The sequence below is a fragment of the Geothrix fuzhouensis genome (assembly GCF_024609325.1).
Lineage (GTDB): Bacteria > Acidobacteriota > Holophagae > Holophagales > Holophagaceae > Geothrix > Geothrix fuzhouensis.
In genome coordinates this window covers 837,292-861,876 of sequence record NZ_JANHMQ010000002.1, presented here as the reverse complement: position 1 = coordinate 861,876, position 24,585 = coordinate 837,292, and the positions used below count along the sequence as shown (strand labels likewise).

Annotated in this window: 25 protein-coding genes; 17 read left to right on the top strand and 8 right to left on the bottom strand. The window is 66.6% G+C overall.

All coding sequences use genetic code 11. From position 1 onward, the window contains the following. Positions 1–14 precede the first annotated feature (14 nt). Positions 15–302: a co-chaperone GroES gene (locus NOV74_RS11240; protein ID WP_257312352.1), complete on the bottom strand. Its 288-nt coding sequence runs from the start codon at positions 300–302 to the stop codon at positions 15–17. Positions 303–515: 213 nt separating this feature from the next. On the opposite strand from NOV74_RS11240, the gene NOV74_RS11235 reads away from it, so the two are divergent. The 8 genes from NOV74_RS11235 (at position 516) to NOV74_RS11200 (ending at position 8,280) form a co-directional block, all read left to right on the top strand. Then, on the top strand, positions 516–1,214 hold the full coding sequence (locus tag NOV74_RS11235; protein WP_257312349.1) for a zinc ribbon domain-containing protein: 699 nt from the start codon (positions 516–518) through the stop codon (positions 1,212–1,214). Continuing rightward, on the top strand, positions 1,211–1,882 hold the full coding sequence (locus NOV74_RS11230) for a YggS family pyridoxal phosphate-dependent enzyme (RefSeq protein WP_257312346.1): 672 nt from the start codon (positions 1,211–1,213) through the stop codon (positions 1,880–1,882). The genes NOV74_RS11235 and NOV74_RS11230 overlap by 4 nt, the downstream gene beginning before the upstream one ends. A 77-nt stretch (positions 1,883–1,959) precedes the next feature. Continuing rightward, a complete protein-coding gene (locus NOV74_RS11225; RefSeq protein WP_257312343.1) occupies positions 1,960–2,382 on the top strand; it encodes an SRPBCC family protein in 423 nt (140 codons plus the stop codon). 203 nt (positions 2,383–2,585) lie between these two features. After that, positions 2,586–4,016, top strand: a complete 1,431-nt coding sequence (locus NOV74_RS11220) for a DUF4139 domain-containing protein (protein WP_257312340.1) — start codon at positions 2,586–2,588, stop codon at positions 4,014–4,016. 205 nt (positions 4,017–4,221) lie between these two features. Beyond that, entirely contained in the window at positions 4,222–4,986 is a 765-nt protein-coding gene (locus NOV74_RS11215) for a DUF58 domain-containing protein (protein ID WP_257312337.1), read from the top strand. A gap of 77 nt (positions 4,987–5,063) precedes the next feature. Continuing rightward, entirely contained in the window at positions 5,064–5,819 is a 756-nt protein-coding gene (locus tag NOV74_RS11210) for a hypothetical protein (protein ID WP_257312334.1), read from the top strand. Next, positions 5,816–6,772: a VWA domain-containing protein gene (locus NOV74_RS11205; RefSeq protein WP_257312332.1), complete on the top strand. Its 957-nt coding sequence runs from the start codon at positions 5,816–5,818 to the stop codon at positions 6,770–6,772. The genes NOV74_RS11210 and NOV74_RS11205 overlap by 4 nt, the downstream gene beginning before the upstream one ends. Continuing rightward, a complete protein-coding gene (locus tag NOV74_RS11200; protein WP_257312330.1) occupies positions 6,769–8,280 on the top strand; it encodes a vWA domain-containing protein in 1,512 nt (503 codons plus the stop codon). Before NOV74_RS11205 ends, NOV74_RS11200 begins: the two co-directional genes overlap by 4 nt. A gap of 82 nt (positions 8,281–8,362) precedes the next feature. On the opposite strand, the gene NOV74_RS11195 is transcribed toward NOV74_RS11200, so the two are convergent. Further along, positions 8,363–8,770, bottom strand: coding sequence for a thioredoxin family protein (locus tag NOV74_RS11195; protein WP_257312328.1), 408 nt, complete (start codon positions 8,768–8,770; stop codon positions 8,363–8,365). 167 nt (positions 8,771–8,937) lie between these two features. Between NOV74_RS11195 and NOV74_RS11190 the strand changes: the two genes are divergently transcribed. Together NOV74_RS11190 and NOV74_RS11185 are read left to right on the top strand one after the other, a co-directional pair. Beyond that, positions 8,938–9,285 carry a hypothetical protein gene (locus tag NOV74_RS11190; RefSeq protein WP_257312326.1) on the top strand — a complete coding sequence of 116 codons (348 nt, stop codon included), beginning with the start codon at positions 8,938–8,940 and terminating at the stop codon, positions 9,283–9,285. A 234-nt stretch (positions 9,286–9,519) separates the two neighbouring features. Beyond that, entirely contained in the window at positions 9,520–9,912 is a 393-nt protein-coding gene (locus NOV74_RS11185; RefSeq protein WP_257312324.1) for an acyl-CoA thioesterase, read from the top strand. 8 nt (positions 9,913–9,920) lie between these two features. On the opposite strand, the gene NOV74_RS11180 is transcribed toward NOV74_RS11185, so the two are convergent. Beyond that, on the bottom strand, positions 9,921–10,565 hold the full coding sequence (locus NOV74_RS11180; protein ID WP_257312322.1) for a GAF domain-containing protein: 645 nt from the start codon (positions 10,563–10,565) through the stop codon (positions 9,921–9,923). Positions 10,566–10,616: 51 nt separating this feature from the next. Between NOV74_RS11180 and cysS the strand changes: the two genes are divergently transcribed. Next, positions 10,617–12,065, top strand: a complete 1,449-nt coding sequence (cysS, locus tag NOV74_RS11175) for a cysteine--tRNA ligase (RefSeq protein ID WP_257312318.1) — start codon at positions 10,617–10,619, stop codon at positions 12,063–12,065. Positions 12,066–12,125: 60 nt separating this feature from the next. Here the strand turns inward: cysS and NOV74_RS11170 are convergent, their stop codons facing one another. After that, complete coding sequence (locus NOV74_RS11170; RefSeq protein WP_257312315.1) at positions 12,126–13,124, bottom strand: PstS family phosphate ABC transporter substrate-binding protein; 999 nt, start codon at positions 13,122–13,124, stop codon at positions 12,126–12,128. A gap of 312 nt (positions 13,125–13,436) precedes the next feature. Between NOV74_RS11170 and NOV74_RS11165 the strand changes: the two genes are divergently transcribed. After that, complete coding sequence (locus NOV74_RS11165; RefSeq protein WP_257312312.1) at positions 13,437–13,793, top strand: cytochrome c3 family protein; 357 nt, start codon at positions 13,437–13,439, stop codon at positions 13,791–13,793. Here NOV74_RS11165 and NOV74_RS11160 read toward each other — a convergent pair. Further along, positions 13,790–14,776 carry a glycosyltransferase family 9 protein gene (locus NOV74_RS11160; RefSeq protein ID WP_257312311.1) on the bottom strand — a complete coding sequence of 329 codons (987 nt, stop codon included), beginning with the start codon at positions 14,774–14,776 and terminating at the stop codon, positions 13,790–13,792. The two genes, NOV74_RS11165 and NOV74_RS11160, sit on opposite strands and share 4 nt — an antisense overlap. Before the next feature lie 310 nt (positions 14,777–15,086). On the opposite strand from NOV74_RS11160, the gene NOV74_RS11155 reads away from it, so the two are divergent. From NOV74_RS11155 to NOV74_RS11135, 5 genes are all read left to right on the top strand, one after another. Beyond that, positions 15,087–15,908, top strand: a complete 822-nt coding sequence (locus NOV74_RS11155) for a hypothetical protein (RefSeq protein WP_257312309.1) — start codon at positions 15,087–15,089, stop codon at positions 15,906–15,908. Between the two features lie 181 nt (positions 15,909–16,089). Next, positions 16,090–16,977: a hypothetical protein gene (locus NOV74_RS11150; RefSeq protein WP_257312308.1), complete on the top strand. Its 888-nt coding sequence runs from the start codon at positions 16,090–16,092 to the stop codon at positions 16,975–16,977. A 28-nt stretch (positions 16,978–17,005) separates the two neighbouring features. Beyond that, positions 17,006–19,291 carry a ribonuclease R family protein gene (locus tag NOV74_RS11145; protein WP_257312306.1) on the top strand — a complete coding sequence of 762 codons (2,286 nt, stop codon included), beginning with the start codon at positions 17,006–17,008 and terminating at the stop codon, positions 19,289–19,291. Further along, positions 19,288–19,782, top strand: coding sequence for a crossover junction endodeoxyribonuclease RuvC (gene ruvC, locus NOV74_RS11140; RefSeq protein ID WP_257312303.1), 495 nt, complete (start codon positions 19,288–19,290; stop codon positions 19,780–19,782). The genes NOV74_RS11145 and ruvC overlap by 4 nt, the downstream gene beginning before the upstream one ends. A gap of 164 nt (positions 19,783–19,946) precedes the next feature. Continuing rightward, the gene (locus NOV74_RS11135) at positions 19,947–20,147 is read left to right on the top strand and encodes a hypothetical protein (protein ID WP_243304126.1); all 201 of its coding nucleotides are present in this window, start codon (positions 19,947–19,949) and stop codon (positions 20,145–20,147) included. A 58-nt stretch (positions 20,148–20,205) separates the two neighbouring features. On the opposite strand, the gene NOV74_RS11130 is transcribed toward NOV74_RS11135, so the two are convergent. The 3 genes from NOV74_RS11130 to NOV74_RS11120 form a co-directional block, all read right to left on the bottom strand. Then, a complete protein-coding gene (locus NOV74_RS11130) occupies positions 20,206–21,948 on the bottom strand; it encodes a M56 family metallopeptidase (protein ID WP_257312300.1) in 1,743 nt (580 codons plus the stop codon). After that, positions 21,948–22,319, bottom strand: a complete 372-nt coding sequence (locus tag NOV74_RS11125; RefSeq protein WP_257312298.1) for a BlaI/MecI/CopY family transcriptional regulator — start codon at positions 22,317–22,319, stop codon at positions 21,948–21,950. The genes NOV74_RS11130 and NOV74_RS11125 overlap by 1 nt, the downstream gene beginning before the upstream one ends. 460 nt (positions 22,320–22,779) lie before the next feature. Then, positions 22,780–24,510: an NAD-dependent malic enzyme gene (locus tag NOV74_RS11120; RefSeq protein ID WP_257312296.1), complete on the bottom strand. Its 1,731-nt coding sequence runs from the start codon at positions 24,508–24,510 to the stop codon at positions 22,780–22,782. Positions 24,511–24,585 lie beyond the last annotated feature (75 nt).

Here is a 24,585-nt window from a genome sequence, read left to right as displayed (position 1 = left end):
TGGTCTCTGAGTCGTTAGCTGACGATGGCGAGGATTTCGTCTTCGCGCACGATGACGTGGTCCACGTCGTCGATCCGCACTTCCGTGCCGCTGTACTTGCCGATCAGCACCTTCTGGCCGGCCTTCACAGACATGGGATTGCGGGTGCCGTTCTCGTTGATCTTGCCCTCACCGACGGCCACCACTTCAGCCTCCATGGGCTTCTCCTTGGCGGTGTCGGGGATGATGATGCCGCCCTTGACGGTTTCGGCTGCGTCGACGCGCTTCAGCACGACACGGTCGGACAGAGGCTTGATGGCCATGGGACCTCCTTGGAAAGATAGAGAAATGGGACAGATGGAGCTGTTAGCACTCAGCCACAGCGAGTGCCAAGTTTGTCATCCGCCCTTCTCTTGGTCAAGCAGGATTTTTCAAAGTCTCTGCAAATTTTAGTGCAAATGATTCATATTTTCTTCTCAAGAATGTCAGATATCCAAATTCCAGATGCGGGCCTCGGGTGGGTGTAGCCTTATGGCATGGAACACCTTGCCATCCTGCGCGACCTGCAAGCCACACTGGACTACCTTCGGACCATCGAGCGCGACCTGTCGGCCCTGCCCCCGGATCTGGCGGTCATGGAAAGTCGGCTCAAGGCCATCGAGAAACAGACGGCAGAAAAGACCAGGGCACTGGACACTGCCCGGAACTATATCCAGATCAAGTCCAAGGAGCTGACCCAGGCCCTGAAGGACGAAGACCGCGCCCGCGCCGCGGTGAAGACCACCAGCCAGAAGGTCCAGTACACCTCCGCCATCCGCGAACTGGATGAGAAGGAGCGCATGCGGGCTCAGATCGCCCGGCCTCTGAAGGCGCTGGAAACCGAGGCCCTGGCCCTTGAGCAGGCCCTGGCGACGCTTGAGGCCGAGCGCCTCACGCTCAAGGCCCAGTTCGATGAACTCCATGCCGTCTTCCTGGGGGAACATGCCAACCAGGTCGAGGGACGCAAGCAGCTCAAGGCCAAGCAGGCCGCCCTGGAGGCCAAGCTGGCCGTACCTGAGGTGACGCATTTCCATCGCCTCGCCGCCGCTCGGCAGGGACGTGTGGTGGTAGCCGTGGAGAACGGCGCCTGCTCGGGATGCCACGTGAAGCTGCGAGGCCCCTTCCTCTTCCAGTTGAAAGAAGCCAAGGGTGCCGTGGCCTGTGAATCCTGCCAGCGGATTCTCTTCCTGCCGTGAACCTGGCCGATCGCATCGAGGGCCTGCGGACCCGCATCACCCGCGCCTGTGAGGCCGCGAACCGCGATCCGGAAAGCATCGAGCTGCTGCCAGTATCGAAGAAACAGCCCCTGGCGTTGATCCGGGAGGCAGCTGTCCTGGGTTTCACGCGCTTCGGCGAAAACTACGTCCAGGAAGGTGCCGACAAGGCCATTGCCGCCCCGGATCTGGCCTTCGTGCTCCTGGGGCCCCTGCAGCGCAACAAGGCCAAGCCAGCCCTCCAGCACTTTGCGGAAATCCAGAGCCTGGACCGTCCGGACCTGGCGGAACGCCTGCGTCGGCTGGCGCAGGAGCAGGAAGTGAGCTGTCCCGTCTGGATCCAGGTGGATCTCTGGGATGAAGCCACCAAGCTGGGCGGATGCACCGAGGCCGATCTGCCTGCCCTGATCGAAAGCCTGGGCGGCGATGCCCGCCTGCCCTTGCGAGGCCTCATGGCCATCCCGCCCCCCGGCCTGGAAGCCGCCTTCCGCCAGATGGCCGATCTCCGCGAGCGCCTCCAGCAGACGCTCGGCCAGCCCCTGCGGCTCAGCATGGGCATGAGCGATGACCTCGAAGAAGCCATCGCCGCCGGTACGGACCAGATCCGCATCGGCACGGCGTTCTTCGGCGAGCGGGTGTACGCCCGGTGAGCCACCCTGTCCGGAGGTAGGGCCTCGCGGCCCCGCTCGCTTCGTGGTTCGATGGATCCTTCGTCCCCGGAGCCTCCATGACCACCATCAAGACCGCCACGGCCTCGCTGCCCGTCTCCGCCGACGCGCTGTATGCCTTCCTCTCGGACCTCTCGAAGCACCGGGCCTTCCTCGAGCCGGCCGCCATGGCCTTCCAGGGCGACGCCGACAAGCACAGCTACGTCATCGAGGTCATGGGCATGAAGATGCCCCAGGAGCTGGTGGTGAAGGAGCGCGTGCCCGGCCAGCGGGTGGTGCTGGTGCCCGGCGCCCGGAAGATGTTCGACCACGAGCTGCGCTTCGAGATCGCTCCCGCCGGCGAGGGCTGCACCCTGCGCCTGGTGGATGAAGCCGACATCCCCATGATGATGGCCATGATGGGTGCCGAGAAACTGCTCCAGGGCCAGCTGGACAGCGGCCTGGCGCGCATCCAGGAGCTGGCGGGGGCCGGGCAGATCTGATGGGTTACGGAAGGGGAATAAGCGGAGGAGAGCAGTGAGGCGGAGGAAAGCGGAGGAAAACATCCAGATAAGGCTTTCCTTTTCCGCTCTCCTCAGTTCCTCCGCTTCCCTCCGCGTACTTCATTTCCTTTCTTTTCGTGAAAGGATGTCCCCGATCCCGGCATGACCCTGTACCGGGTACTCGCCCACGCCCCGGAGGTTCCATGCGCCCCACCCTGCTCCTCGCCGCCCTGCCCTCGCTTCTGGTCGCCCAGGAATCCGTCACCACGCTGAAGGACCAGAAGGCCCTGGCGGTCACGATCTACAACGACAACCTGGCCCTGGTGAAGGACACCCGGGAGGTGCGGCTGCCGAAAGGGGAGTCCCGCCTGGCCTTCCAGGAAGTGTCGGCCCAGATCCGGCCCGAGACGGCCTTGCTGCGGAACCTCACTCACCCGAAGGACTTCTGGGTGGCGGAGCAGAACTTCGACTTCGACCTGCTCACGCCCCAGAAGCTGCTGGAGAAGTATGTGGGCGAGAAGGTGACCGTGGTGCGCAGCGTGCCCAACGAATCCGGCGCGGGGGCGAAGGAGGTCCGCGAGGAGGCCACGGTGCTGGCCACCAACAACGGCACGGTGCTCCAGTTCGCAGACCGCATCGAGACCAGCATCCCCGGCCGCCTCATCTTCCCCAAGGTGCCCGGCAACCTGCGGGCCCGGCCCACCCTGGTGATCAGCCTCAACAGCGGGGCCGACCGGGAGCAGAAGCTGGAGCTGAGCTACCTCACGGGCGGCCTGTCCTGGCGCGCGGACTACGTGGCCAACCTGGCACCGGACGAGAAGACCCTCGACCTCAGCGGCTGGGTGACCCTCACCAATCAGAGCGGCGCCGCCTATCCCAATGCCACCCTCCAGCTGGTGGCGGGGGATGTGAACCGGACCCAACCGAGGGCCGAGCGAGTTTATGAGATGGCAGGGCTGGCCCCGAAGGCCGCGCCTCCCGCTCCCCGCATGGCCGAGGAGAGCCTCTTCGAGTACCACCTCTACACGCTGGACCGCCCCACCACCCTGGCGGTAAACCAGACCAAGCAGGTGGCCCTGCTCAGCGCCAGCGCCGTGCCCGTCCGCAAGGAGTACCTGCTCCAGGGGCAGACCTACTATTACACCGGCAGCTACGGCGACCTGGGCGACAAGCAGAAGGTGGGCGTGTTCGTCGAGTTCGACAACAAGGAGGCCAGCCGCCTGGGCATGCCGCTCCCCAAGGGCATCATCCGCGTCTACAAGCGGGACAGCGAGGGTCGTGCGCAGTTCGTGGGCGAGGACAGCGTGGACCACACCCCGAAGAACGAGCTGGTTCGCCTGAAGTTGGGCGATGCCTTCGACGTCACGGCGAGGCGGAAGCAGACCGACTACAAGAGCCTCGGCAAGCAGGGAAAGTTCGGCTTCGTGCATGAGTCCGCCTTCGAGATCGAGCTGAAGAACGCCAAGAAGGAGCCCATCACTGTCACCGTGCTGGAGCCCATGCCCGGCGACTGGGAGGTGCTCCAAAGCAGCCACCCCTGCACCAAGGCCGCCGCCGGCACCGGGAAGTTCCAGGTGACCGTCCCGGCAGAAGGCAAGGCCATGCTGACCTACCGCGTGCGGGTGCGGTGGTAGATAAGGAACTCGGTCTGGAGTCTGGAGGTACGGTTTTCTGGTGCGGCGCTTTGCGCCGCGCCTGTTTTTTATCTGGCGCCGCCCCATGGGGAGCGGCCTCGCTCAAAGGTAAAGACACGTGCGGCCAAAGGCCGCCGCAGGAATCGGTACCTCCGGTCTCCAGTCTCCAGACTCCAACCTAAAGATTCCGCCATACTGAACCTCCATGCCCCTTCCCGCCCGCTTCCTCGCCCGCTTGCGTCGCCTGCCTCTGCGCCTGCGCGGACGCCTGAGTGGCGGGACCGAGGGTTTGCATCCCTCGAAGCTCATGGGTTCTGGGCTCTCTTTCGTGGAAAACCGGCCCTATGTGCCGGGCGATGATCCGCGCTTCATCAACTGGCCTCTGACGGCCCGCATGGGCGAGCCGATCATGAAGCGCTTCGAAAGCAGCCGTGACCTGGTGTTGTGGCTGGTGGTGGATCCCTCGCCCTCCATGTTCCTGGGCGACCCCGTCTCGCCCCTGCGCTGGGCCATGGAACTCTGCGGCGCGGCCTTTGCCACGCTCCAGGCCACGGGCGACCGGCTGGGGCTCATCGTTCCCGGGGACGGCCGCACGCCGGCCCTGCGCATCGCTCCCAAGCGGGGCCGCATCCACGGCCTGCGCATCCTGGAAACGCTGGCCGAGCGGGGCCCAGCCATCCCCACGGAGGCCAGCTGGCGGGAAGCCCTGGGCCTCTGGGGCCAGCATGGGAAAGGGCATCGTCTTTGGCTCTTCAGCAACGGCGCGGGCCTGCAAGGTCTGGCGCCGCTGCTGAAACCCCTGGCTACGCGACATCGCCTGGTGTGGTTCCAACCGGAGGCCCAGGAGGGCCCCAATGCTCCAGCCTGGCCCGATCCAGGCTTTTCTCCCGCCATCGAGCGGCAGCGCTGGGACCTGATCGAGGATCCCGTGGTGAAGCTGAACGCCTGGCTGCGGGCGGGAGGCGCATGAGGCCAGGTGGTTCCATTCATCGCCCGGCCTTGCCAGGAATCCGTTCGCGAATTCCCAGCTTTGGCAGGACCGTCTGCATGGCCGCCATGGGGCTGCTGGCCGAGGCCGCCCCCACCTGGAAGGCACCGGCTCAGCTGAAGCTTGGGGAACTGCAGGTGCTGGAGCTGCGGGAGGCGGATCCCGCCCTGCCCGCACCGCCGCGGCCCACGGTGGAGGATCGCCTGGGGCCGCTGCGGCTGCGTTCCATGGAGCCCCTGCCCGATGGCCGCGGCTGGCGGTTCCAGGTGCAGGCCCTGGAGCCCGGGTCCGCGGTGATCCCGGCCCTGGACCTGGGCAACGGGCAGCGGAGCCCTGAGCTGCGCATCGAGGTGCCCCGCACCATCCCCTTCGGCGGCCCGTGGGTGGGCTTCGGGGGCGGCAACGACGACCTCCTGCCGGCCATCCCCTTCCCCTGGGCCTGGGCCAGCCTGCTGCTGCTGCCGCCCCTGGGCCTGGCCGCCTGGGCCATTCGCCGCTGGCGGAAGAGCTCGGCCAGGCGTCACCTGCACCATGTGGCCCACACCTTCCGTCGACACTGGCCTCCGGCCCGGCGGGACCGCGCCACCCTCGACGCCGCCCATGCCCTGGGACGCGACCTGCTGGCCGCCCGCTTCGGGGACGCCGCCCGCGCCTGGGGACCCGCCGAGTTCCAGGCCCGCAACCTCGACCCCTGGGACCAGTGGACGAAGAGCCTCGACGCCGCCCGCTTCGGCCGCACCGAACCGCCCTTCCCGGCCCCGGAACCCCTGGTGGCCGCGTTGGACGCCCGCGGCGACCGGAAGGGGAACGCATGATCGCCCTGCGCCATCCCCTGCTGCTGCTGGTGGCGGTGCCCCTGCTCATCTGGGCCTGGCGGGTGGTCTACCGCTGGGGCATCCCCTCCTCCCGACCATCGAGCGCCCTGGCGCGCCTCAGCTCCCACTGGCTGCCGCCGGTGCTGGCCCTGGCCCTGGGCCTGGCCGCTGCCGGGCCTGAATGGCGCCGCCCTGTGCGCGGCGAGGCACCCGTGGTTGACTTCGCAGTGGTGCTGGATGGCAGCAGCAGCATGCAGATCCTCGACCGGCCCGAGGAGGACCGCTGGCACGCGGCCCGTCGCACCCTGGCCCAATTCGTCCAGCGCCGCCCCGACGACCGCTTCGCCCTCATCCTCTTCAGCGCCCATCCCGTCACCCTCAGCCCCCTCACCGCCGATCACACACGGCTGCTGCGCATGCTGGCGCGGCTCGACCTGGACAGCCGCGACGACGGTACCGCCATCGGCTCGGCCCTGATGACCGCCGTGCGCCGCCTGGAGGACAGCCCGGCCCGCAGCCGCGTGATCCTGCTCATCACGGACGGTGTGCAGAACCGGGGCCGGGTTACCCCTATGGAAGCTGCCGAGGAGGCCCGCCGAAACGGCATCCGCATCCACGCTGTGGCCCTCGGGACCGACGGCGAGAGTCTGGTGCCCCTGGAAGGCGGCGGCTTCGCTCGCCTTCGGGTGGAAGTGGACCATGCCACCCTGCAGCAGGTGGCCCACCTCACGGGCGGTGAGTCCTTCAGCGCCGAGGACCCCGGCGGCCTGGCCCGCAGTCTCGCCGCCGTGGATCAGCTGGAGAAGACGCTCCTGCCGGTGGATCAGCCCACCGAAGGCCAGCCCCTGGCCCCCTGGTGCCTCCTCGTGGCCGCCCTCGTGGCCCTGCCTCTGGCCGCCGACCTCGCCTTCAAGCGGGGCAAGCCCCGGCCCGCCTGGGTGGAGGGTCCATGAGCCTGCCCTTCACCCATCCCTGGCTGCTGGCGCCTTTTGCGGCGGCGGCGGTCGTCGTATTGGCCTTGGGCTTCCGGGCCCACCTCCGGACCGGCCAGAGCGTGCAGGTCGTGGGCCAGCGCCCGCTCTGGCAGGGCCTGGGCATGGCCCTGATGCTGGCAGGCTTGGGCCTTGGCCTGGCGGAACCCCGCTGGGGCCTGCCGGAGTTTCCTCGGCTCACGGTGCAGGTGGTGCTGGATGCCAGCCGTTCCATGACCGTGCCCGACGCCGGTGGACGCCCGCGCTGGGATGCCGCCGTGGCCGCCCTGGACCGCCTCTGGTCCCAACCCCAGACGGGTCTCCGCTGGAGCCTGGACCTGCTCACGGGCGACGACATCCCTCTCCAGCCGCCGGGCGAGGACCGCACCCTGCTGCGCGAGGCGCTGCGGGCCGTGGTGCCCGGCGAGGTGGGTTCCCCCGGCACGAGCCTGGGCCGGGGCCTGCCCCAGGTGGCCGCCCAGGCCGACCGGGACGCCCCCGCCGTGATCCTGCTGCTCAGCGATGGCGAGGAGACCTGGGAGACCCCCGAGGCGGCGCTGGAGCGAGCTGCCTCAGCCCTGAAGAAGGCGAAGCTACCGGTCTGCGTGTTGGCCTTCGGCGACGGCCAACCCCATGCCGTTCCGGCCAAACCCGGCCCTGAGGGTCAACTTCCGGCGGGGGAACCCGCCGTGAGCACCGCCCACCCTGAGTTTCTGGCGCGCCTGGCCCAGGCCACTGGGGGTCAGGTCTTCACCAATGGCGAAACCGCCGCCGTGGGCCTCCAGGCCCTGGCCGCCGGCAAACTCCCTCTGCCGACCCAACGTTCCCTCCAGCCGGCCCATCCCGAGGTGGGGGCCTGGTTGGCCCTGGCGGGGCTGGCCCTGTGGCTGGCCTTTGCCGGGAAACCCATGGCCCGCTGGCGCCCCGCCCTGCTCCTCCTGCTGGGCCTGGCGGCCCCCCTCCAGGCCCAGGCTGGGAAACTCTGGGCCCCCCCCAGCGTGAAAGCCTGGTTCGCCCAGCAGGCCCTGGAGAATGGCGACCTGCCTGGCGCCCGCCGCTGGCGGCCCGCGGATGCCAAGCCCTCCCATGTGCTCCTGGCCGCTCAGATCGACCTGCGGACGGGGTTTCCCGAGGATGCCCTCAAGACGCTGTCCCCTCTCGTGGGTCAAGGCGCCCCGCGCCCCCTGCCGCCCTGGCGTGCCCAAGCCTTGCTCCTGGCCGCCCGCGCCCACCTGGAAGCCCAGCGCCCGGCCGAGGCCCGCGCCCTGCTGGAACGGCTCCTCCTGGAACAGCCGGGCCAACGCGAGGCCATCCACGACCTGCAGACCCTGGTGAAGGACGCGACCCCACCGCCGCCTCCTGATCCCAAGAAACCCCCGCCACCTCCGCCGCCCCGCCCCAGCATGGGTGCCCAACAGGACGAACTGGAGGGCCTCAAACAGCGCCTACCCAAACCACCGAAAACCCCGGGCGGAGTGAAGGATCTTTAGCCGTTCTCAGCTGTCGGCTCTCGGCTTTCAGCTAAAGAAACGGCGGCCCGCAGGCCGCCGTGCTTTTACTGATAGCTGATAGCTATTTCGCCCCCAGCCACGTCGCGAACTCAGCGCCGGTGCGGAAAGCACCCACCTGGCGGCGAACTTCTTTTCCGTTGGCGTCCAGGATCACCATGGTCGGGAAGGCTTCGAGGCCGAACTTGTCAGCCAGCTTCTTCCCCTCGGGCAGGGGCGTGCGGTCCCGCTTTTCCACGAGGGCAGAGAAGGGCACCACTTTGGCCAGGGCGGCCTGGCCCTCGGCGCTGGGGAAGACATTCTTCTGCAGGTACTGGCATGGCGGGCACCACTCGGTCCAGAGGTCCATGAAGATGACCTTCTTTTCGGCCTTGGCGCGCTTGAGGGCGGTCTGGTAATTGTGCTCCCACTTCACAGGGCCCTGGGCGACCAGGGGCGCGGCGATGAGCAGGAGGGCGGCGAGAGCTTTCATGCTGGGACTCCGGAATGAGGGCGGACTGGCCGCACCTGGACCTTGGATGGAAGCAGGCGGCTTTCCGTTCCATCTTCCAGGATATCCGGGCTAATCCTCCACATCAGCCCCCCGTAATCTCTATCGACCCGGCGAGTGCCGACCCGTTCCTTCCAAGGAGGCCGCCCATGCGCGCCATCATGATCCCGCTGGCCCTGGTGGCCAGCCTCGCCCTCCCTCTGGCCGCACAGACCGCGCGGTTCCTCAAGGTGGACATCGTCTCCAAATCCTTCCATCACCATGTCAAGCGCCAGGGCGCGGATGGTCCCAACGAAGTGCATATCCGCATGCCCATCAGCCTGGCCAGCGGCATCCTCGATATGGCGGGCGAGAGCGAGATCAAGATCAACGGCGAATCGAAGAAGGGCCTAAAGCCCGAACAGCTCCAGAAGTTGCTCGCCGACGCCAAGCCGGGCGACCTGCTGCTGGAAGTCACCACGGACAAGGGCGATCACATCCGCGTCACCATCGAGTAGCCGGGAGCCCGGTCCGCGCGCACCACAAGCCCCGCCCCTGCGGGGCTTCTTTGTGTACGCTGGAGCCATGGAATCGCTGACCGAATTCCGAGTGCGCTACGCCGAAACCGACGCCATGGGCATCGTCCACCACGGGGCCCCATCCGCGATCGCAAGCGCAGCGCCTCGGGAGCGGGAGGACAGCGCGAGGCGCTGTCCGATATGGGGGTAGTCAGAGTGGTGGATAATCCAGCCATGGAATCCTTGACTGAACTCCGGGTGCGCTACGCCGAAACCGACGCCATGGGCATCGTCCACCACGCGACGTATCCCGTATGGATGGAGCTTGGCCGCAGTGATTTCCTTCGTGAACTCGGCCAGAGTTACGCGGACTGGGAAGCCCGAGGGGTGCGTCTCGTGGTGAATGAGATCCGCGTGCGCTTCCGGGCACCGGCCTACTACGACGAACTGGTGCAAGTCCGGACTTTCCTGCGGGAGACAGGCCGCCGCCGCATCGTCTTCGGCTACCGCATTGAGCGGGGCGGCGTGCTTCTGGCCGAGGGCGAAAGCATCCACCTGGTCGCCGGTTCCGACAACCGGGCACGGGTGCTGCCAGACGACCTGCTGGCCCTGGTCCAACGGACCTGACAACCCCTTCAGTGCCGCTGAACCATCTCCTGCGTACACATGCAGGTCGACATCAAGGCTGCCAGGGCATCCATGACCCGGCGGCGGCGCTCACTGAAGGCGTCAGTCTGGAAGCTCTGGAAGCTCACGAGCCCAGCTGGCCGGGGCTCGCCGCCCAGGGGCACCCCGTACCAGGAATGGGGGATAAGTCCTGTGGCTTGTTCTGCCGCCGTCAGGAGGCTTCCGGCGGCGGAGCCTTCCTCCAGGGTCCGAATGTAGATCGCCCGCCGACTGGAGAGGACCCGCTCGGACAGGCCGGCCCGGTCGGAGAGTTTCCGGGAGGGATGCTGCCGGACCCGTCCACCTTCGTGGTAGAGCACGAACTCCAGCTGATCGCGATCCCAGTCCGCCAGGGCCACATAAAAGCAGGCCAGGCCAAGGGGCTTGAAGCAGACCTCCAGGAGGGCCGCCCCCAGTTCTTTCGGGGAAAGCCCCGGTTGGAGCCGCTCAATGGCCCCCAACAGGAGATCCCGGTCTTCATCCAGGTGGCGCACCAATTCCTGGGTTTCTTCTAGGCGGCTCTTGAGGGCCCGATTCTCAGCCTCTAGTTGGTGCAGACGATCGTCCCGCCCAATGGGCTCCTGGTCCCTGGATTTTCCACCGAAGAGGCCCATAAGCACACACGAAGCCTTCAGAAGAACGGATAAAGATGGTTACCTAGAGCCATGAAGATGCGGCGGCAGATCTCCCTTTTCAACACCCTGACCCGAAAGATCGAACCGGTGGTGCCGGTGGTACCCGGGACAGTCTCTTTGTACACCTGTGGCCCCACCGTCTACAACTATGCTCACATTGGAAATTTGCGCACCTTCCTCTTCCAGGACTTGCTCAAGCGCACCTTCCAGGCCGCCGGGCACGACGTTCGCCATTGCATGAACATCACGGATGTCGAGGACAAGATCATCCGGGATTCTCAGGTCGCCCTCCCCATGGACGCCTCCAATGAGGCTCGCCACGCGGCCATGAAGGCGCTCACCGATCGGTTCACAGCCATCTTCCTTGAGGATCTGGAGACGCTGGGCGTCCAGCAGGCGGACTTCCTGCCCCGAGCCACGGCCTACATTCCCCAGATGATCCACCTCATCCAGGCCCTTGAGGCCAAGGGGCTGGCCTACGTCCGTGAAGGCAGCGTCTACTACCGCATCGCTGGCCTGCCCCAGTACGGCTGCCTGGCCCACCTGGACCGGGAGGGCATGCAAGCGGGCGCCTCGGTGGACGCCGACGAGTACGAACGCGATTCCGTCACGGACTTCGTGCTGTGGAAGGCCGCCAAGCCCGGCGAGCCCTGGTGGGACAGCCCCTGGGGCCCCGGCCGGCCCGGCTGGCACATTGAGTGTTCCGCCATGGGCATGGAGCTGCTGGGTGAGCGCGTGGACATCCACAGCGGGGGCGTGGACCTCATCTTCCCCCACCACGAGAACGAGATCGCCCAGAGCGAGGGCTGCCTGGGCCACCGCTGGGTGAACCACTGGGTCCACGGCGAGTTCCTCATGGTCGAAGGCCAGAAGATGGCCAAGAGCCTAGGGAACTTCTTCACCCTGCGTGACCTCGTGGCCAAGGGTGTGGACGCCATCGCGCTCCGCTACGCCATCCAGAGCAACCACTACCGCAAGGTTCTGAACTTCAGCTTCGAGGGCCTGCGCGCCGCCGAGAACTCCCTCAAGCGCATCCGGGCCTTCCGCAAGCGCATGGAGGGCGAAGGCCAGGCCGGCGGCGGCCCCTGGGCGGAAGCCATCGATCCCCTGGCCCGTCTGGAGCAAGCGCGCGAGGCCTTCTGGGCCGGCATGGCCGACGACCTCAACACCCCCGAGGCCCTGGCAGCGATCTTCACCCTCATCAGCGATCTCAACGCCCAGGATGACCACATGGCGCTCACCCGGGAGGAGCGTGATGCAGTCCTGGCCTTCCTGAACGAGACCGACACCATCTTCGCCGCCTGGCCCCACGAGGAGGCCAGCCTGGACGCCGAGGTGGAGGCGCTCATCGAGGCCCGGAGGGCCGCCAAAGCCGCAAAGAACTGGGCCGAGGCCGACCGGGTGCGCGACCAGCTCAAGGCCATGGGCATCGTGCTGGAGGACCGCAAGGACGGCACGGTGGGCTGGCGTAAAGGATGATTTTTCATCGCGAAAAAAGGCCCTCGTGCCTGCGCACGAGGGCCTTTTTTCGCGAGGGCCTCAGCGGCTGAGGCGCTTCAGGGCGATCTGGATGAACTCCGGCGGGCCGGGCAGCAGCCCCGAATCCGCCACGGCGTTCTGGCCTTCCTGGGTCAGGAGGAAGTGGATGACTTCGTTGACCGGCCCGGGCAGGGGCTGGCCGGGGGTCCGGTTCAGGTAGGCGTAGAACAGGCGGGGCATGGGGTACTTGCTGGTGGTAACGGCCTCCTGGTTCGGGAACCGGGCATCCTCGATGTGATAGGGCACCACAGGGAGCACCTTGTTGGCGAAATACCAGGAAGCCATCGTGCCGAAGGCGATGCCCGCCCTATCTGTCATAACGGCTTCCGCCAGCGCGGAGGAATCGCCGCGCTCCTGGATGCCGGGCCGGTACTCGCCCTTGAGCATGGCCTGGGCGGCGAACGAGGTGCGGGTGTTCGTGCCTTCCGCCCGAGCGTAGGCGACGATGGGCAGCTTGGCCCATTCGCCCCTGACGCCCAGGTCGCCCCACACCATTGCGGGGGCCTTGCTGCCACCGAGGCGTGTCCTGGAATAGATGGCGTCGAGCTGCTCCATGGAGATGGAGGTGATGGGATTGGCCTTGTTGACGAAGACAATGTTGGCGTCCAGACAGACGGGAATGCGCATCGGCATGTAGCCGAACTTGGTCTGGAAGGTCTTGGTCTCCTCCGGCGAGAGTTCCCGGTCTGCGAGGATGAGCAGGGCGGAGCCCTCCTGGAAGTCCTTCACGGCATCCTTGGTGAGCTTCGACCGGTAGATCAAGTTGGCTTCAGGGTGGAACTTCTTGAATCCGCTCGACCATTCGTCGCCGAGGTCCATGAGCTCGTCCGCCCCCGGTAGATCGATGGGGCCTTTCACCGCAACCTGCGGCTGGTAGTGGGGGATGGTGGTCGGCACCTTCGCCCGCGTCTGGGCGGTCTGGGCATGAAGCCCCGTGAAACTGGACATCCCCAACACCACGGCCAAACCCGCGGCGAAGTGCGTGCGGTTCCCTCTCATATGGACCCCTTGTTGATTCAGGGCGCCGGGGGGAATAGCCCCCGCGTCGATCGCCTGAAAGTTCATCGGTTAACTAGCAATGATCTGGAAAGATGCCTTCATAGATGCCTTCTGGGTCATGATCCTACACCTGAACCTTCGAGGTCCGTCCAAGTGGACTCAAACGTGATTGAGGTCACGCGTTTGCCAAAATCCCAATCAGGGCCTGGATCTCGTAGGCCACTCCAGGCAGGCTGCTCGGACAAGGCCCGTGCCTTTTGTAACCTGCTCTGGAATCTGGTGGCTGCCACCACCAGGAATTGAGGAATCGCCATGACCCCTGCCCGTTGCATTGCCAATCTTCTTTGCGGCCTGCTCCTGGCGGTGCCAGCCCAGGCCCAGGAAGCCGGTGGCCGCAAGCTGCCTGAGCATCACGTCAAGGCCGGCGTCCACTGCTTCGACTGCCACCATGAGGAAAAACCCACCAAAAAGGCTGTGGCTTCAGATTCATGCATGACCTGCCACGGCGACTATCCCGCCATGAAAGCCCTGACGAAGGATGTGAAGCCCAATCCCCACGATTCCCACTTGGGGGAGATCCCCTGCACGGAATGCCACCGCCAGCACCAGCCCCCCAAGGTGAAGTGTCTGGAGTGCCACGAGGGCAAATTCAAGTTCAACATCCGCTAGCCACGCTCTGGCAACGCCGCACCGACCACCTCTGGCGACAGGTCCTCCAGGCATTGCCGACGCTGGCAGGCGCGCTCCCGGCAGGGGGAACAGCTGATGCCCGTGCGGAGGACCTGTCCCACACCCGGCGGCAGGCCCGCCACCACAGGATCGCTGGACCCGTAGAGGCCCAGGGCAGGCACGCCAAGCACCACGGCCAGGTGCAGCAGGCCCGTGTCCGGGGCAACCACTTGGTCCGCTTGCCTGAGCGCGGCGGCCAGCTGCCAGAAACTCAGGCGCGGGAGCGCGGGCACCCCCGTCAGCTCCGGCAACCAACCGCGAAGATCCTCTTCCTCAGGACCTAGGGACCACCGCAAATCCCAACGGTCCTTCAGCATCCGGGCCAAGGTGATCCAGTGGCGCAGGGGCCAGCGTTTGATGGCGCCGCGTCGGGAAGCACCAGGCACCAGCACGGCTCGCGGCCTCGCGGCCTGAAGCCAGATCGGGCCGGGCTCCGGGAGGGCCACCGCTTTCAGCACGGGGCGGAATCGGCCCAATCCCTGGATGCCACGACTGCTCCCGAAGGCCTCGGCAAGCCCCAGAGCCTGGTCGTACCGGGTCTGGTGCCGGAAGGGCAGCGGATGGGTCTGGAGCGAACCGGCGAACTCCTTGGTGACCCCGTCCCCCCAGCGCTCGGGGATGGCTGCCAGTCGTGGGATGAGGGCTGCTTTCAGGATGCCGTGGAAGTCCAGGCTGGCCTCGGCGTCCCGGAGCAGGCCCGCCACACGCTGCAGTTCCGGCAGGGCCGTCAGGGGGTTGGAGAGCCGCTTCCGCCGCACGACCACCGGCTCCAGCCACGGGAGCGGCTCCAGCAGGAAGGCGTGGCGGTCCTCCACCACGGCCCGGAACCGTGCCTCCGGAAAGGCCTCCCGCAGGTTCGCCCAGGCGGGCAGCACACGGAGGATGTCGCCGAGGGCGGAGAGACGGAGCAGCACCAGATCCATGCCCCCATGCTACCTGCCGATGCCGCTAGGAGCCTGTCCAAGGATTGGAGGGCCCCGCGCGCGTGGCGCCGCGCGAGCGAGGCCAGGAAGGTGAGGTGAGCGTAGCGGGTACTACGCGATCCGAACCTGACGCCGCATCGAGACGCGCGCCGCCACACGCCCTCCGGGATGGCCCCAGGCGGGCGCCCCGCGGCGTCAGCGCCCTTGAACGATGCCACCACATCGCTCTGCGGGCCCTTCCTTGTGGCGCATCCCGCCTGGAGCCATCGCGGGGCTTTCGAATGCTTGGACAGGCTCCTAGGCTGGAGGCATGAAGCCCTTTGCCAAGGATCAGTCCAAGAATCCGCCGCCCGCGAACGGGCTGGACCGCTTGTTGCGGCGATTTTCCCGGTTCGCCTACGCTGCGGCCGTCCTGCTCATGTACACCCTGGCCTCCACGGCCTTGGGCTTGGCCCTGGCCCCGGCGCTGTGGGCCTGGCCCATCTTCCAGCGGTGGTCTACGGGATTACCGGGGCCCCTGCCCTGGATCCTGTCCGGCTTTGCCTTGGCCCTGTGCTTCTTCGTCTTCGGCCTGACGCTGCTGGTGGTGATCCCCATCTACAACTGGGTGCTGCCCACCCGCGTCAAGCCTTTCAAAGGTGGCTATTACACCCTGCAGGCTCTGCCCTGGTTCCTGCACAACGGGCTCTTCTACCTGGTGCGGTTCACCTTCCTGCCCTTCGTGACGCTCACTCCCTTCGGCGTGTGGTTCCTGAAGGCCATGGGCATGAAGATTGGCCGCCACGCCTTCATCAACACGGAATACATCAGCGATCCCCAACTCATCACCATCGGGGATGACGCGGCTCTGGGCGGCAGCGTGCGGATCTTCGCCCACTATGGTGGCGCGGGGAATCTGGTCATCGCTCCAGTGACGGTGGGGAACCGGGCCACCCTGGGCCTGGCCTGCTGCGTCATGGGCGATGTCGTCATCGGGGACGGCGCCACCATCCTGCCGGAGAGCGTGGTGCTGCCAGGTAGCCGGGTAGGGGCGGGCGAGACCTGGGGCGGCGTGCCCGCGCGGAGGATCGAGCGGGAGGAGATGGAGCGGATCAAGACCGAGATCCGGGGGATGTCTGAAGCTCTTGGCTGACGCCCGCCAGGCCGGGTCGACCCACTCAAGCGAGGTTCCCTCCTCGCCGGGTCCCTGCGGTCGGGAGTCCGAAGCCTTGGGATAAGCCGACATCCGATCCTGGGACTAGCCAAGTTTGGTAGATCTCGGAACAATGGAGGTTTCCCCCCGGGGTCTCCCCCCTTCATCTTGGGTCATGCTGATGCGCACACTAGCCCTTCTTCCCGCCCTTCTCTTTTCCGCCGCCCTGATGGCCCAGGCACCCGCGCCGTCCCTTGGGGACCGCGTGAAGGCCGAGCGCCCCGCCGTGGAAAAGCTGATGGCGGACCTCCAGTACCCCGAGGCGCTGAAGCGGGCCGAGAGTCTGCTCCCCGCCACGAAGCCGGTCTTCGACAAGACCGACAACCAGACGATGGTCCAGAGCAGTGCCGTCTATATGGATATCTGCCAGGCCTACCGGATGGCCGTTGAAACCGCCGACGCGGCTGGCCAGTGGGAGAAGGCCCTGGACTATGCGAAGGCGGCCAAGGCCATGAGCGCCGAGAGTTACGCCGCGATTCAGGACCCATTCACCAAGACGGCCGCCTACTACACCCAGGCTGCGGCCCGGGCCAAGCAGGTCCTTGAGGAAAACGACGCCCGCATCAAGGAACTGAAGGGGAAGAGCGTCCTGGATCCCGGCGAGCGCCAGGAACTGGATCTGGCCCTTGGGGTGGAGAAGGAACTGGTGGACGACACCAAATGGGTGAAGTTCTTCCAGACCTACCTGGAAGTAACCAAGCGCGAGACTGAGGCCTACGATCCCCTCGTGAAGGTCATGGAGGGCAAGCTCAAGGGTGAAGCCGACCAGATAGCCGACTACAAGGCAGGCAAGGGCGACAAGCTCAAGTGGGTCGAAGCCGTGGTGTCCAGCCCCGCCTACCTCGAAGCGCAGGGCGACAAGGCCGGCAAGGCCCGTTTCCTCTATCGCCTGGCGGTCCTGGATCCCGAAAGCAAGAAGGTTCAGCATCAGTTGGACGTCCTGTTGGGGAAGGTTCCGGCCTCTCCCGTCAAGGCCGCCAAGCCCGCCAGGAAGGGAAAGAAGGGCTGAACCCCTCTGGGCCCTGTACCCTGAGGACATGGCCCGACGTTCCGCCCCCCGCATCCCCGTCCGTGCTCCATCGCGCACGCCCGACCGGCGGGAACCACCTCGAGCCCCGCGACCCCAGGCCGCGGGGCTTCGTCCGTACGAGACCTTCGAGGCCACCTTCCTGGGCCATCCGGAAGGCGCCGGCGGCTTTTTGAGGTTGGCTGGTGCCCGCAAGGGGCCGGGCATGGATCTGCTGGTGGATTGGCGGGATGCCCATGGCGCCATCCATGGCGATCGCGTGGTGGCCGAGGTCAGCGGCGAAGGCTGGGATGGCCGGCTCAAGGCCCGGGTGCTGGAGATCAAGGGCCGGGGCGAGATCCCCCTGCCCGGAACGCTCCAGCAGCAGCCCTGGGGTTGGCGCGTGGTGCCGCTCGAACCCCGCCTGCCCCAGATCATCACCGTGCCGCCCACGGACCTGGCCCAGGACGGTGAGCTGGTCAGCGTGAAGCTGGACGCCGACCCCGCGGCCAAGCAACTGCGCGGCACCGTGGTGGCGCGGCTCGGGAAGAAGACCGACCTGAAGATCGAGAACAAGCTCACGGCGGCCCTCTTCAACCTGCGCACCGCCTTCCCGGACGCCGTCATGCGCGAGCTGGCGCCCTTCCCCACGGCCATCCCTCCCGAGTGGATCCAGGGCCGTGAGGACCTCCGGGGTACGCTCACGTGCACGGTGGATCCGCCCACGGCCAAGGACTTCGACGACGCCATCAGCCTCGAAGTCCTTCCCAAGTCTGAAGGCGGCGGCTGGCTCCTGGGCGTTCACATCGCGGACGTGAGCCACTACGTCAAGGAGGGTGGCCCCCTGGACGAGGAGGCCCGACTGCGGGGCACCTCCGTCTATTTCCCGGACGAGGCCATCCCCATGATCCCGGACCGCCTCAGCGGTGATCTGTGCAGCCTCCGCGAAGGGGTGGACCGGCTCACCATGACGGCCTGGATGACCATCTCGCCCGAGCTTGAGGTGGTGGAGACGCGGCTTTCCGAAAGCGTCATCCGCAGCGCGAAGCGCCTCACTTACGACGAAGTGAAGGAAGCCAGCATCGACTTGTCGACCCGCAAGCGCGCCGAGCTGGACGAGCCACTCTGCGCCTTGCTGGACGAATCCCTGGTGCTATCGCGCCGCCTCACGGAGGTCCGCCTGGGCCGTGGTGCCATGAACCTGGATACCGAAGAGGCCGAGTTCATCTTCGACGCCGAAGGCCGCCCGGTGGACGCCCGCCGCTACCCCCGCCACGACGCCCACCGCATGATCGAGGAATTCATGCTGCTGGCGAACGAAAACGTGGCGCGGTTCTTCACGCGGAAGAAGATCCCCACCATCTACCGCATCCACGATGAACCCGACCCTCTCAAGCTGGAGATCTTCGCGGAAGTCGCCCGCACCTTCGGCCTGCTCAAGCCCAAAGAAGTGCCTACCCCCGAGCACCTGAACGCCATGCTCGACAAGATCCGCGGCGGCCCCCTGGAGGCCATGATCAATACCCTGCTCTTGCGCAGCCTTAAGCGAGCCGAATACAGCGTTGAGAACATCGGGCACTCGGGTTTGGCGCTCCAGGATTACCTTCACTTCACCAGCCCCATCCGGCGCTACCCGGATCTCGTCGTCCATCGCTACCTGCGGAAGGTTCTGCGCGGTGAGCTCCTGCCCGAGGCCCTGCAGAGCCACCTGGCCGTGCTGGCCAAGGGCGCCAGCGACGCCGAGCAGAAGGCTACCGAGGCCGAGCGCGAGAACGACAAGTGGAAGGCCTGCCTGCTGATGAAGTCCCGGATTGGCCAGCGATTCCAGGGCCGCATCCAGGGCTTCTCCGCCAAGGTCGTGTTCATCACGCTCGACGCCCCGTTCGTGGAGGTCGGCGTGCCTCTCGCGGCCCTGGGCGGCAACTTCTGGATCGATGAGCACCGCACCAAGGCCACGGGCCTGCGCGGCACAGTGGTTCTCACCATCGGTGACGCAGTCGCGGTGGAGATCACCGCCGTGGACGAGGACCTGCGTCGCATCAGCGCCTGGGTCACGGAAGCGAAGGCGCAGGATGCGCATGGGAAGGCGTTCCAGTTCGTGCCCACGCTCGCGGCACCCGCGATGCTGCAGGAGGGGGACCTGGAAAAGCCGAGGCGGGGAAGGTCCCAGACACAGGAGACGCGGAGCCGGCGCGACACCGCGCCCAAAGGCCGGCCACCCAAAAGGGCCCGCGAGGCGGGGGGGAAGACCCGCGAAGCCCACCCCAAGCCACCGAAAGGCAGTGTCCGGGGCGTCGGCAAGCGGAAGGGCCGATGATCGTCGCACCGTCGCCGGTCCGTTGCCTGGGGGTGGATCCGGGCTCCCTGGCCTGTGGCTGGGCCGTGGTGGAACGTTTCGGATCCCGGATGACCCTGGTCGAGGCCGGTGTCATCCGCAGCCCCCGGGGAGCCGATTTCGACCAGCGGATCTTCCACATCCACGAACGGTTGACGGAAGCCATCGCCGCTCACCACCCCGGCTTCATGGCCGTGGAATCGCCCTTCGTGGAAAAGAATGCCGCCACCGCCCTGAAGCTGGGCCAGATCCGGGGGGGGATCCTGCTCACGGGGGCCCTGCACGGCCTGCCCGTGGGCGACTACAACCCCATGCAGGTGAAGAAGGCCGTGAGCGGCTACGGCTGGGCGGACAAGAGCCAGGTGGGGAAGATGGTGATGACCCTGCTGAACCTCAAGGAGCCCCTGGCGGTCGATGCGGCCGACGCGGCGGCCGTGGCGATCGGCCATTTACTGGCTTCCAGGCGGGCCTGATCCCGCCATGCGTGACCTGAAGGTCATGTTTTTCAAGGCTTTGATAAATTGTCACGCAAGACATGACAAAAAGTCGCGTAACTCGTGACATTTCTTGTGATGTCTATCACTAGCATTGGTGATCATCAAAGACGATGATGATGTCCAGCAAGCACGGAGCCGCCATGCACATGGATACCAGCGTTCGACAGCACAACCCGGCCTTCTGGACCACCGCTGAGCGGCTGCACGAAGTCTTCAACCAGCTTGAGCGCCAGATGAGCGCGTCCCCGCGCGGCCTCGCTGTCCTCCGTCAGGTCCAGGCCCTTGAGGCCGAGCTCGAAGCCGAAGTCATGCACCGGAGCCACCGGACCTTCGCGGCCTGAGGCCGGCTCCTGCGCAGAACGGCCCGGCGATGCCGGGCCGTTCTGCGTACGGGGAAGCTCAGGGTTTGGAAGGCTGCATCCGGAAGGTGAACGTCTTCCAGGGGCCATCCAGCGGCGCAAGGATTTCGCCCTTCCAGCCGGTGCCGGGATCCTCGCAATGGATCAGCAGGGCCACTCCGGCCTTGGGAGCCTTGACCACGACCTTCGGTCGGAATTCCATCCACGGACCCACGTTGAAGGTCCCACCAGGTTCCTTCCCCCCGATGCGGACCGTCCCGATGGCCTTGGAGCCATCTGCGGGCAGAAGGTCCACCTTCAGGTTCCCGCGTCCGTTGGCGCGCAGGTGGATCATCAGTTCGTCGCCTCTCGTGCGCCGGATGACCCCCTGGACTTCTCCTTCCGCCAACGGGATCTCGGGCTGCACGGCTTTCGCGGCCAGCACATCCAACACCAGGGCCCGGTAGCGGGTGGCTTCCTCAGTGATGCGCCCTTCCTCCAGGGCCTTCTCGCCGCAGTTGTAGGCCGCCACGGCCTTCGGCACATCTCCCTGATAACGGTCCAGGAGCACCCGCAGGTATTTCGCGCCCGCCGCCATCACCTGGGCGGGATCGCCCGGATCCACCGCCCCGTATTTCCGGGCCGTCTCGGGCATGACCTGGAGCAGGCCTGTGGCGCCTCTGGGGCTCCTGGCCGCGGTGTTGAAGCCACTCTCCACCCAGGCCATGCTGCGGAGCAGCTGGGGATCCAGGCCTTCTTTGGCCGCCAGGGCATCAAGCTTGGCGATCACGTCTGGAGGGGCGCCGATGGGGGGCTGGCCCGGCAGGGCCGCCCGCAAGGCCAGCGCGGCGCAGGGAATCAGCAGCAGGGTGAGTAGCCCCCAGGGGGAGCCCGCCCGGGGGCGAGGCGAGAGCAGATGTTCGATGCGCGTGAGCAAGGTTCCTCCACGGGCCGCAAGGGCCGGGAACACGGGGTGGTTGGCAGGCTGGAGGTCATCCAGCGCATTGAGGGCCAGGGCCAGCTGTCGCGGGTCGCCCAGGCACTGGGCTGCAAGGTCGTCGGAGTGTTCCTCCCGTTCGGCCCGGATGCGGGCCGAGAGCCACCAGATGGCCGGGTGGAAGAAGAGCAGGGTTTCGGCGAGGCCCTGGAGCAGGTTGCTGAGGTAGTCCAGCCGATGCACGTGCGCCAGTTCATGGGCCAGCAGCGCCTCCAGGTAGGCCGGCGGGAGGCTGGTGAGAAAAGCCGCTGGAAGGAGGATCACGGGTTTCCACAGGCCCATGGTCATGGGGGTATGCCCCCGCGCTGCCAGCAGCAGACGAACGGGCCGCAGGATGCCCAGGCGCCGGGCCAGGGTGCCCAGCCTGGTCTGCCATTCCTCGGGCGCCGGAAGCCCCTGGCGCTGCCGGCGAAGGTTGAGGGCGAACCCGCCCACCAGGCGCAGGGCCATGAGGCCGGCGCCCACGGCCCACAGAAGCACCAGCCCTGGCAACTTGGGCTGGAGCGATGCCTCCAGGCGTTCGAGCCAAGGTTCAGCAACCGGCCGAGCTGGGTGCCGGAGGGTTGAGGACACTTCCTGAACCGGCAGGGTCCGGTCGGCCATCCCGGGTCCCCCCCCAGGCCCGTGGACGTTCCAGGCGGTGGCGACCGGTAGCACGAGGCACAAAAGCAGGATCAGACCGTTCAACCGGTGACGCGCCCTTCCAGGTAGGGAACGCCCACCCCAGGCCGCCACCAGCACGAGCAGGCAGCCCTGCCAGAGCGCGTGGATGAGGGCCCACCCAAGCATCTGGATGAAGGAATCCATCACTCCTCCCTGCCCAGCAGGTCGCGGATGCGGGCCTTCTCCTCGGGGCTGACCGGTCCGGACTGGAGGGCCGCAAGCACGAGCGTCGCGGCGGAGCCTCCGAAGAGGCGCTCGGTCAGGTCCGCCACCAGGCCACCTTCCATGGCCGCGCGGCTGTGGGCCGGGGCATAGACATGGCTGCGCTGCCGTTCGTCGCGAGTCACCAGCCCCTTGTCCAGCATCACCTGCAGCATCCGCAACACGCCGGTATAGGCGTAGGCCTCCCTGCGGTTCAGGCAGGCATGGACTTCCTTCACGGTGGAGGGGCCCAAATCCCACAAAATGCGCAGGAACTTGAGCTCCACGTCAGTTGGCTTGAGGGGGCGTGTCACGAGAATCCTACACAAGATTGTGTAGACTATTTTGTGTAGTTCCATCCCCTTGTCAAGGCCTGCTCAGAAGGCCCTGGCGGAAAAGGCCAGAACCAGGGAGCCACGCAAGGCATTGCCATCCATGGAGGCGCGAAGCCCAAGGCCCCCCGGACGAAAGAACAGCGCAGGGCCCAAGGGACCTGGAGCCAGGCAAAGCCCGGCTCTGCCGGGTTTTGCCGCGGGGGCCCGGGGGTGTGCGCGCAAGCGCGCCCATTGATCCTGGCAACGCATGCGTTGCCGGGAGGACCCCCGGACAATAGAAAGGGCACCCCGAAGGGTGCCCAAGTGTCTCGGCCGGTTGGTGCATGGGCCGGAAGGGGCTGGCGTAAACGGTCGCCCCGAGGGAGGAAAGAGAGTCTCTTCCCGACCTCAAAGGCTAGGCCAGCCCCCGGCACCCTCAAGGGGAAAATCTGTCCTGGCATCAATCCGAGTGGCGAGGCGTTCCCGCGCGATAGGCGGTGTAATGCGGATCCCACTGGGCCTTGACGATGATGGCGTCCAACTGCTCGTCATTCAGCAGCCGGCCGAGCCCCGCGTCCCGCGCCTCCTTGCTCACAGCCTTGGCCACGGCGGCCGAGACTTGGCGGATGTCCTTCATCTCCGGCAGCAGCAGGCCCGTGGCCTCCTGTTCCGGTGTCACGAAGGCGCTGATGGCCTTGCTGCCCGCCAGGAACATGCTGTCCGTGATCCGGGTGGCCTTGCAGACCAGGGCGCCGAGGCCCACGCCAGGGAAGATATACATGTTGTTGCACTGGGAGGCCTGGAGCTTGCGGCCCTTCCAGTCCATGGGCGCGAAGGGACTGCCCGTGGCCACCAGGCCCTTGCCGTCGGTGGCCTTCCAGACCGCTTCAGGCGAGCACTCGCACTTGTGGGTGGGGTTCGAGAGGGCCAGCACGATGGGGCGCTCGGAATGCTTGGCGGTCTCCGCCAGGATGGCCTCGTCGAAGAGGTTCGGCTGGGCTGTGACGCCGATGAGCACGGTGGGATGCGCGTTGCGTACCACGTCCTGCAGGCTGATGCGGGAGGGATCGTCCAGCTTCCAGCCCTCCACCGCGGACCGGCACTGGGCTAGCGGCAGCTGCGGGCCCTCCAGCAGGGGATCGCCTTCGATGAGCAGGCCCTGCATGTCCACGGCGAAGATGCGCTTGCGGGCCTCCTCGTCGGACAGGCCCTCCGCCTTCAGGGCCGCGCGGATGTTCATGGCGATGCCGGTGCCGGCCTGGCCCATGCCCACGATGACGTAGCGCTCGTCCTGGAAGCGGCTCTTCTTGATGCGCATGGCCGTCATCAGGGCTGCGAGGGCTGTGGAGCCCGTGCCTTGGATGTCGTCGTTGAAAGAGAGAATCCGTTCGCGGTAGCGGTCGAGATTCTTGAAGGCCGTGTGTTTGGCGAAATCCTCCCACTGGAGCAGCGCGCCGGGGAAATTGCGCTTCACGCCGAGCACGAACTTCTCGACCAGTTCCTCGTACTCGGCGCCACGCAGCCGGGGCCTGCGGATGCCCAGATACAGCGGATCCTCCAGCAGGCGGGGGTTGTTGGTGCCCACATCAAGGGTGACGGGCAGGCAGACGCCAGGATGGACCCCACCGGCGGCCACATAGAGGCTCACCTTGCCCACGGGGATGCCCATGCCGTCGGAGCCCAAGTCGCCCAGGCCGAGGATGCGCTCGCCATCCGTCACCACGATGAGGTTGACCTGCGGCTGGGAGAGCCCCTGGAAAATCTGGTCGATGTTCGCGATGTTCTCGGGCGTGATGTAGATGCCCCGGTACCGACGCTGGATGTGGCTCAACTGGAGGCAGGCCTGGCCGACGGTGGGGGTGTAGATGATGGGCACCATCTCGTCCAGGTGGTCCACCAGGAGGCGATAGAACAGCACCTCGTTACGGTCCAGGAGCCCCGACAGGTAGATGTACTTCTCCAGGTCGTCGGGCTTCCGCAGGAATGCCTCATAGGTCCGGTCGAGTTGGGATTCCAGGGTGGAGATGCCAGGCCGCAGCATGCCATCCAGGCCCAGGCCCAGGCGCTCCTCCTTGGTGAAGGCGGAAGCCTTGTTCAGATGGGGATTGTTCAGCAGCTGCCGGCCCCTGACATAGACCTCGTAGTACTCCTCGCCCGTCAGCGGGTCGATGTTCAACACAAAGGTCTTCATGGCAGCCCCTTTTTACATGACCATGCGCAGACCACGGAGTCCGCGGACGCCCGCGTGGTGTGGTCCCAGTGTAGC